This is a genomic window from Novosphingobium sp. (assembly GCF_036733805.1).
Lineage (GTDB): Bacteria > Pseudomonadota > Alphaproteobacteria > Sphingomonadales > Sphingomonadaceae > Novosphingobium.
The window spans coordinates 33,905-41,412 of record NZ_DAIMZT010000025.1 but is presented as its reverse complement, the minus strand read 5'-3'; the positions used below and the strand labels follow the sequence as shown (position 1 = coordinate 41,412).

Below are 7,508 nucleotides of genomic sequence, written 5' to 3'. Positions count from 1 at the left end.
TGGGTCCGGCATGAGCGCCAAGCAGCGAGAAGGGGTCCGGGTGCGTTCCCTGATACAAGGCTTCTATGGCGCTTCCAACGGGTTTCACAGGACCTTCCAGATATCCCTGGCATATTCCGCTATGGTGCGATCGGAGGAGAACCAACCCACATTGGCGATGTTGCGGATCGCTGCCGCGCGCCAGGCCGCCTTATCCTCCCACCGCGCGTCGATGGCGCGTTGAGCGGCGGCGTAGCTGTCGAAATCGGCGGCGCACATAAACCAGTCGTGATCGTAAATGCCGCCGATCAGCCCGGCATAACGATGCGGATCGTCGGGCGAGAACACGCCCGAAGCGACGGCAGAAAGAGCCTGGCTCAATTCTCGGGAGCTTTCGATCACGGCGCGCGGATCGTAACCGTTCGCGCGTTTTTCGGCCACCTCATCGGCGGTAAGACCAAAGATCACGATATTTTCGTCCCCCACCCGGTCCTTGATCTCGATATTGGCGCCGTCCAACGTGCCGATCGTCAGCGCGCCGTTAAGAGCAAACTTCATGTTGCCGGTACCGGACGCTTCCATACCGGCTGTGGAGATTTGTTCCGACAGGTCGGCGGCGGGAATGATCCTTTCCGCCAGACTGACATTGTAATTCGGGACGAAGACCACCTTGAGCAATCCCCCCACCGAGGGATCGCTGTTCACTCTACGGGCAATGTCATTGGCTAGCTTAATGACCAGCTTGGCATTGTGATAGCTCGACGCCGCCTTGCCGCCGAAGATTTTCACACGCGGGACCCAATCCCGTTCAGGATGGCTGCGGATCTGGTCGTAAAGCGCCACGGTCTCAATCAAGTTGAGGAGCTGACGTTTGTATTCGTGAATACGTTTGATCTGCACGTCGAACAGCGCATCGGGGTCAAGGCGCACCCCCATCGTCTTCCTGATGTAATCGGCCAGCACCACCTTGTTGGCGCGCTTGACCTCGGCAATATGTTCTCCAAACTGCGGGTCATCAGCCAGGACGTTGAGGTCCGAAAGTTTTCCGGCGTCATTCAGAAAGGCATCTCCGATCGCGTCGCGTATCACGTCGGTTAAGCCGGGATTGCATTGCTGCAACCACCGACGTGGGGTCACGCCGTTGGTCTTGTTATTGATCCGCGTTGGATAAAGCTGGTGGAGATCGGCAAAGACCGTCTCCTTCATCAGTTCAGTGTGAAGCGCGGCGACCCCGTTGACCGAATGCGCGCCCACGAAGGCCAGGTTGGCCATGCGCACCCGTCGCTCGCCGCTTTCGTCGATGAGCGAAATCGCTGCGATCCGCTCCGCATCGCAACCGGCCTTACGCGCTTCGCGCAATATGCGGCTATTGATCGCATAAATGATCTGCATGTGCCGGGGCAGCAGCCGTTCGAACAGCGGCAGCGGCCAGGTCTCCAGCGCTTCGGGCAGCAGCGTGTGATTGGTGTAGCTGATCGTCTGCTTGCAGATTTCCCAGGCGTCGTTGAACTCCAACCCCTGCGCATCGACCAGCAGGCGCATCAGCTCGGGAACCGCCACGGACGGATGCGTGTCATTAAGCTGGATCGCGGCCTTTTCCGGCAAAGTGCGGATATCGCCGTCATACTGGATGTGACGGCGCACGATGTCCTGGATGGAGGCGGCCGTGAAAAAATACTCCTGCCGCAGTCGTAACTCCTGTCCGGCGGGGCTGGAATCCGCCGGGTAAAGCACTCGCACGAGGCTTTCAGCCCGGACTTGCTCGGCCAGGGCACCGAAATGATCGCCGGCGTTGAAGGCATCGAGTTGGATGGGATCGAGCGGACTGGCGCTCCACAAACGTAGCGTATTCACGCGCCTGCCCCGCCAACCTACCACCGGAGTATCGACCGCGATGGCTTCCACCTGCTCGGCCGGATTCCAGATCACCCCTTCTCCATCGGCCACTACTTCGCCGCCGAAACCGATGCGATAGGAGCTTTCCAGTCGCTCGAACTCCCAGGGGTTGCCGTGAGCCAGCCAGGTCTCGGGAAGTTCCACCTGCCAGCCATCGTCGATACGCTGGCGAAACATGCCGTTCACATAGCGGATGCCATAGCCGTAAGCCGGGATGTCCAGCGTCGCCAGACTTTCCATGAAACAGGCGGCCAGCCTCCCCAGGCCGCCATTGCCGAGCGCTGCGTCGGGCTCCAGTTCCTCGATCGCGGAAAGATCGAGACCATGCGCAGCCAATGCCTGTTCCATCTCCGCCGTCATGCCCATGTTGGACAGCGCATCGCGCAGCAGGCGACCGATCAGGAACTCCATGGAGAGATAGTAGACCCGCTTCGCATTCTCATCGTGCGTTCGCCGGGTGGAGGCTATCCAGCGATCGATGATCTCATCACGTAAGGCGAAGATCGAGGCATTGTACCAATCATGCAGCTTGGCCGCGCGCTCGTCCTTGCCGATGCGGTGGCGCAGCACCCTGATGATATGTCGATCAAATTCCGAGGGAAGAACGATATGGGAAGCGGGACCCGAATCGCTGGCCACGAGAGCACTCCTTGATTGACCGGCGCAAGGACGATCATAGCCCCACGCGCGGCCGGTTCATCCCCTTTCAGGCTGCAGCGCCTTTCCCATCTTCCGCATCATGGCTACCACAGGCCGGGAAAGCGGCAAGAGCCATTATGCGGCGACGCGGCAAGCTTCGCGAGACGAGAGCCTGGCCGGGTCAAGCTCCCAAAAGACGAAAAGGCAGTTAATACTCGATTTTCCAAAGGCATATGCAATCCGTTTAGCCCGCCCGCTTAGCCGGATTTTCGGTAGTCGCTGGTGGTCGCATGGCATTGAAACAGATATCCGCATCGCAGATCGAGTTGGGAATGTTCATTCACAGCTTTCGGGGGAGCTGGCTCAGCCATCCCTTCTGGCGGGCCCGTTTCCTGGTCGATGAGGAAAAGCTTCAAACCCTGCGCGAAAGCGCGGTGGAAGCGGTCGTGATCGATACCACGCGCGGGATCGACGTGATCGCGAATGACGACGCCAGGCAGCTGTCCGTGCCAACGCCGAGGTCCGTCCGCGCCCCAACGCCGCGTAGCCTGGAAGCGTCGCCACCGGACATGCGGCGGGCGGGTCCGATCGGCATGGCGCGTCCGGCACAGATCACCCTGGCGCGCGAGTTCGGCAATGCCCGCCGGGTCGCGGGAGAGGCGCGCAAGGTCATTTCGAAGGTGTTCATCGAAGCACGGCTGGGCAAGGCGCCGCGCGTCGCGGAAGTAACGCCGTTGGTCGAAGATATCCATGCCTCCATCGAGCGCAATCCCCACGCCTTTTCGGGCTTGATGCGCTGCAAGTCCGAAATGGAGGCGATGTACCGGCACATGCTGTCAGTCAGCGCGCTGATGGTCTCTCTGGCGCGGCAGATGCGGCTTTCACCGCAGGAAACGCGCTTGGCCGGCATGGCCGGACTGCTACTGGACATCGGCTTGAGCCAGATTGAAATCGACGCAGCAACGGGCGGTGCGGGCACCATGGACCCCGGATTGTGGCAACGCCACTGCTACGTGGGACGCGATCTCCTGGCGGCAGCAGACGACGTGCCGGAAGAGATTCTTCACGCTGTGCTGCGCCATCACGAACAAATGGATGGCGCAGGCTTTCCTCAGAACCTGGAGGGGCGCCACCTTGATCTCTTCTCCCGCATGGCGGCGATCTGCGACAGGTTCGATCATATCGTGTCCGGCGTGTTCACCGGCGAGACGGCTGACCCAGCGGAAGCCATGCGGATCATGATGCAGGCGGAGAACGCCTTCGACCCGGAAATCCTGGCGCACTTCCAGGAGGCCCTGGGCGTCTATCCGGTGGGGTCCTTCGTCGCCCTCCGCTCCGGCAGGATCGCCATGGTCGTCGATCAGAATCCGTCCGATCCGGACTTGCCCACGGTGAGGACTTTTCATTCCGCGATCACTGACAAGCCGGTAGCGGTAAAGACCATCGATCTGGCCAATTGCTACGGCGTGGACGCCATCAACGCCGTAGCCGACCTGGCCGGACTAAATCTACCGCCGGCAAGCGAACTGCGCGAGCGGCTGTTCACGGCGAGGTGAATCGGCCTCATTCTTCGCCCCTCACCCCTGCGCCTGCGTCCATTCCACACGGTAAAGATCGAAGCGGCGATCCTTGAGGTTTTGCACCGCGCCTGACTGGCGGGCGGTGAGCAGAGCGTCGAGGCTGAGGTCGGCGATGGCGATCGTCTCCGTATTGGGCGCCGTGTCTGCCGCCACCCCGTCGCGGGAGAACGGAAAGTCCGAAGGCGTCAGGATCGCGCTCTCGGCATAATGCACGTCCATATTCTCGACATTCGGCAGATTGCCGACGACGCCGGATGTCACGACATAGCACTGGTTCTCCACCGCCCGCGCCTGGCAGCAGTAATGCACTCGCAGGAACGCGCGGCGCTCATCAGTGCAGAACGGCACGAACAGCAGGAGTGCGCCTTGATTGACAAGGTGACGGGCCAGTTCGGGAAACTCGCTGTCGTAACAGATCATGACTCCGATCGGCCCGCAGTCCGTGGGGATCACGTTGGCGCCATAACCGCCGCGAATGTTCCACCAGCGCCGCTCCGAAGGCGTAGGGTGCAACTTCTGCGTCTCGTGGACGGAACCGTCGCGCAGGAAGGTATAAGCGATGTTACGGATTTCGGTCTTGTTGCCACCGATCTTCACCTTCGTCGGATGCGAACCGGCTATGATGTTGATGTTGTAGCTGACCGCCATCTTCTGCATGAACTCCACGAAGCGGTCCGTATACATCGCGACCTTCTCGATCGCCTTCGCAGGCTCTAGCTTCGTCTCCTCGATCGAGAGCAGTTCCAACGTGAACAGTTCGGGGAACACCACGAAGTCGCTTTCATAATCCGCAGCGACATCGATCCAGTATTCCGCCTGTTCCTCGAAGTGGTCGATGGTCTCGATCTTGCGCATCATGAACTGCACCGTCGCCACGCGCACGCTGGACGGCACGCGTTCCTTCAGGCCGGGCACGGCCTTGCCGGTATCGCGCGGCGCGAGTGGATTGGTCCAGTACATCAGCACGGCATTGCCGCCGCTTTCCTTATCGTTGGGAATGTAGTCCGGCAGGATTCCGCGCGGCTCATAGCCCTCGTTCATCTGGAAATTGATGACCTGATCGCGCACCTTTTTGTCAACCACTGCCTGCAGATAATCGGCGGGATTGGGATACTGCCGCCGACGGCGGGCATAACCGGGCATGCGCCCCGCGAAAGCGATGCCTTTAAGCTCGAAATACTGGCACAATTCCTTACGCTTGCGATAAAGGCGCTGACCAATTCGCAGACGCCGGTAATCGGGGTCAACGCAGACCTCGAAACCGTACAGGACGTCGCCATCCTCAGCCGGAGGGCGTCCGTATCCGCCGTTGCTGATCTCTTCCCAGGTATGCGGCTTGAAGGCGAGAGCTGCGGTAACGATCATCGTCGCGCAGTGCCCCACAACCTTGCCTTCGTATTCCGCAACGAACTGCCCGTCCGGAAAATTAATCAACTGACCGCGAATCTCCGCCCTCGTAAAGGAGTCGACTTTGCCATAGACCTTGACGGAAAGGCGCGCGATGGCGGGAGCGTCGGCCACGCTGGCCTGGCGAATTATGAGCTTGGCTTTGGTCTGATCCATGGCGGCCTATTTGGCGCGCGGCGGCGTTTCATTCCAGTGCCGATTTCGAAGGGTGCGCCTTGATCGAATGACGCTTGAGTACCTGCCAGAGAAGCAAAAATGCAATCGTTGCGCTGGCTCAAGATTTTTGGCGCGCATCACGGATAGATTGGCCTTCTCGCTCGTTCTTATGAGCGAGCAAGGAGTACCGTTATGAGCGCCACAGTGTTCGCTCTCGCCCTCTTCGGCTGCTCGGACGATGGCACCGCCTGCCAGCGCCTGGACACGCCGATCCAGACCTATCGCAACCGCGCCGAATGCACGGCGCAAATCGATCCGGCGCTCAATTCCGATGCCGCCATGCGGGCGGAAGCGCCAACGGTCTATGCCCAATGCTTGACCAGCCGCCAGATGGCAAGGCTGGGCACCGGTGAAGTCGACCTGGCAAAGATGAACGGCCCCTCATTTGCGGCGGCCGGTTATTAGCCACGCCCCCGATAGCTCTGAACTCCCTGATCCGGCACCCATAGGTCGTCAGGCACCGGGCCCGATTGCCAGAATACATCAATCGGAATGCCCCCGCGCGGATACCAATATCCGCCGATCCGCAGCCAGCGGGGCCGCATTTCATCAAACAGGCGCTGGCCGATCCCAACCGTCACGTCCTCATGAAAGCCACAATGATTGCGGAAGGACCCAAGAAACAGTTTCAGGCTTTTGGATTCGACAATCGTTTGGTCCGGCGCATAGTCGATCACCAGATGCGCGAAATCCGGTTGGCCGGTGACTGGGCAAAGCGAGGTAAATTCCGGCGCGGCGAAGCGTACAAGGTACAGCGCACCGGCGCGGGGATTGGGTACATAATCCAGCACCGCTTCTTCCGGCGAGGAGGGCAGCGTGCTGCTGCGGCCAAGGTGCAGGGGTGCGGGAGGAGTTTCACTCATCCCCCGGCCATGCCGCCATCGCTTCACCGAGGCAAGGGGCAAGTCGCCGCGTGTTGGGCCGCACATCATTAACGGTTGGTCGCACCCCTGGCCTGTATTAACATGCGGTTCAGCGCGCACGCGGCTCTGGTGGTTCGATCATGAGGGGCAGAGGCAAGATCATTTCATGCGCGGTGCTGCCAATCGCGCTGGCGATATCATCCGTTGCGGCGCGGGCACGGGCCGTTAATGGGTGGAGCCTTCCCAGCCCAGAACCGAGCAACACAGGCCCCGCCGCACAAGGGCCGGTTGATGCGCAGAACCCGGTCGTCCGTTCGACGGGCACCGAAACGGTGGCGCCCGCCGCTCCGCCTCCCTCTGGCGCGCCGCCGCCAGCGCCGATCATCAAAGCTCCGCCTCCTCCGCCCGCTCGCCCATCATCCGGCTCCACTCCCACGACGCGTCCCGGCAAGCAACCGGCTCCAGCGCATAGCGTCGCCCCCGCCGCAGCACCGACACCAACTGCCGAGGCCGCGACGCCAGTTCTCGTGCCCTCTCCTTCTCCGGCACTCCAGCACACCGAACCGGGCGCAAGCGCTCCGTCCGATATCGGTCGGAATACCGCCTGGCCGCTCTGGTCGTTGGCAATCCCCGTGGCCCTCGCGCTTCTTGGACTGGCGTTTGTGTTCTTGCGCCGTCGCTTGACCTACTCAGCACAGGAAAGCGCCTCGACTAAGCAGTGGCAGGACGAGCAAACCCCGGTGGCGGAACGTTCGCCGCCGGTTATTGAAAGTCCGCCAGCGCCCCCCGTTCTGCCCGAGCCGGTCATTCACTATACCACACATCCCGCCCAAGAATTGGCACGAGCCCGCGTATCGATCGCGTTCCGGCCCCTCGCCATGCGGCTTTCGCTGGTTTACGCGACGCTGCAGTTCCGCCTCCAACTGAC

Annotated in this window: 6 protein-coding genes; 3 read left to right on the top strand and 3 right to left on the bottom strand. The window is 61.1% G+C overall.

What is annotated here, in order from left to right; genetic code table 11:
• Positions 1-84: 84 nt before the first annotated feature.
• Positions 85-2,514 carry a glycogen/starch/alpha-glucan phosphorylase gene (locus tag V7D69_RS07995; RefSeq protein ID WP_333605526.1) on the bottom strand — a complete coding sequence of 810 codons (2,430 nt, stop codon included), beginning with the start codon at positions 2,512-2,514 and terminating at the stop codon, positions 85-87.
• Between the two features lie 290 nt (positions 2,515-2,804).
• Between V7D69_RS07995 and V7D69_RS07990 the strand changes: the two genes are divergently transcribed.
• Positions 2,805-4,070, top strand: coding sequence for an HD-GYP domain-containing protein (locus V7D69_RS07990; protein ID WP_324064567.1), 1,266 nt, complete (start codon positions 2,805-2,807; stop codon positions 4,068-4,070).
• A gap of 21 nt (positions 4,071-4,091) precedes the next feature.
• Here V7D69_RS07990 and V7D69_RS07985 read toward each other — a convergent pair whose 3' ends face one another.
• A complete protein-coding gene (locus tag V7D69_RS07985) occupies positions 4,092-5,657 on the bottom strand; it encodes a carbon-nitrogen hydrolase family protein (RefSeq protein ID WP_324064566.1) in 1,566 nt (521 codons plus the stop codon).
• A 192-nt stretch (positions 5,658-5,849) separates the two neighbouring features.
• On the opposite strand from V7D69_RS07985, the gene V7D69_RS07980 reads away from it, so the two are divergent.
• Positions 5,850-6,122: a hypothetical protein gene (locus tag V7D69_RS07980; RefSeq protein WP_333605525.1), complete on the top strand. Its 273-nt coding sequence runs from the start codon at positions 5,850-5,852 to the stop codon at positions 6,120-6,122.
• Here the strand turns inward: V7D69_RS07980 and queF are convergent.
• Positions 6,119-6,580, bottom strand: coding sequence for a preQ(1) synthase (queF, locus tag V7D69_RS07975; RefSeq protein ID WP_333605524.1), 462 nt, complete (start codon positions 6,578-6,580; stop codon positions 6,119-6,121). The genes V7D69_RS07980 and queF overlap by 4 nt on opposite strands.
• A gap of 632 nt (positions 6,581-7,212) precedes the next feature.
• Between queF and V7D69_RS07970 the strand changes: the two genes are divergently transcribed.
• Positions 7,213-7,508, top strand: a 296-nt coding sequence (locus V7D69_RS07970) for a hypothetical protein (RefSeq protein ID WP_333605523.1), incomplete at its 3' end; no start/stop codon positions are given.

What these genes read in the sequence shown, in the direction of transcription:
- V7D69_RS07990 (WP_324064567.1), top strand. Translation starts at nt 2,805, where the DNA reads ATGGCATTGAAACAGATATCCGCATCGCAGATCGAGTTGGGAATGTTC.
- V7D69_RS07985 (WP_324064566.1), bottom strand. Translation starts at nt 5,657, where the DNA reads ATGGATCAGACCAAAGCCAAGCTCATAATTCGCCAGGCCAGCGTGGCC.
- V7D69_RS07980 (WP_333605525.1), top strand. Translation starts at nt 5,850, where the DNA reads ATGAGCGCCACAGTGTTCGCTCTCGCCCTCTTCGGCTGCTCGGACGAT.
- queF (WP_333605524.1), bottom strand. Translation starts at nt 6,580, where the DNA reads ATGAGTGAAACTCCTCCCGCACCCCTGCACCTTGGCCGCAGCAGCACG.